Below are 1,070 nucleotides of genomic sequence, written 5' to 3'. Positions count from 1 at the left end.
CCATCACCGAGACCGTCAATCGCTACCTCGCGCTGGTCGCCACGGGCACCGCCGCCGAGCCCTCCGCCCAGACCGCCACCACCGAGTCCGCCGCCCAGGTCACCGAGTCCGCCCAGGCCGTCCGCCGGCATGCCCAGGGCATCGCGGATCCCGGCGCCCCAGTCCGCGGGAGGCGGCGGCGCGGCAGCGACGGGCGCCGGCGCCGGACTCACCGAATCCGGTGCGGCGGTGACCGGTACGGGCGCGGCGGTGAGCGGCGCGGCGGCGGCCAACGTCGGTGCGGGTTGCGCCGGCGGGGCGAGCGGCACCGGCGCAACACCGGTTCCGAGATCACCGGGAAGTTCGAAGCGCGCCGTCGGGACGACGGCCATCTTGTCGATGACCATGGCGTAGGACGTGTCGACCCCGTCCGACGCCGACCGCACCGCGGTCAACCAGTCGTTGCGAATGTCGTTGTCCACGTAGGGCATTACCTGCTGGCGGATCACGTCCGCCGGGCCGTCTCGATCCCCGGCCATGACGGCGGCAGCGGCGGCGAGCCATGCCGGCCGGTGGGCACGCACCCGGTCGTCGACGGTGATGACGGTCGCCACCTCCGATTCGACCAGGTACCACAGGTTGTCGCGGAGTGACTCGTACCGTTGGGCCGCCGCGCGCAGTTCGCTGGCAACGGCGTCCGCGGCGTCGCAGTGCCGTTGCAACAGCTGCACCGCGGCGTCCCCGCCCGGGCCCGTCCACGCCGCGGCCAGCTCGGCCACCTGGGCGCGCTGCATGCGCAACGCTTCGGCCGCCACCACGCCCGCCGCCCGCAGCTCCGCACAGTCGCGGTCCAGCGCGCGCAGGTCCAGGCCGTCCTCGCCCGCATACCACTCCCGGACGCGGGCGGGATGCGTTGTCAGATCAGCGTTTTCGTAGCCCAACGCATGACAGGCCTGCACGTAGGCCTGGGTGTGCTCGACAAAATCCCGGCCCTCGGCGAGCCGGGCGGCCACGTCCAACCGGTCGGCCATCGGCTAGGCGATCCGCGCCGCGGCATACAGGTCGGCGTCGGCGTAGCGTTCGGCGCTGGA

General features: G+C 73.5%; 1 protein-coding gene. It reads right to left on the bottom strand.

Annotation, left to right across the window (positions count from 1 at the left end):
* Positions 1–1,010 (bottom strand): hypothetical protein (locus tag A9W96_RS07505; protein ID WP_067138726.1); only part of this gene is annotated, 1,010 nt, incomplete at its 3' end.
* Between the last annotated feature and the right edge of the window lie 60 nt (positions 1,011–1,070).

It is taken from the genome of Mycobacterium sp. 1245852.3, from assembly GCF_001669335.1.
Taxonomy (GTDB): domain Bacteria; phylum Actinomycetota; class Actinomycetes; order Mycobacteriales; family Mycobacteriaceae; genus Mycobacterium; species Mycobacterium europaeum_A.
This window is presented reverse-complemented; position numbering and strand designations above follow the sequence as displayed.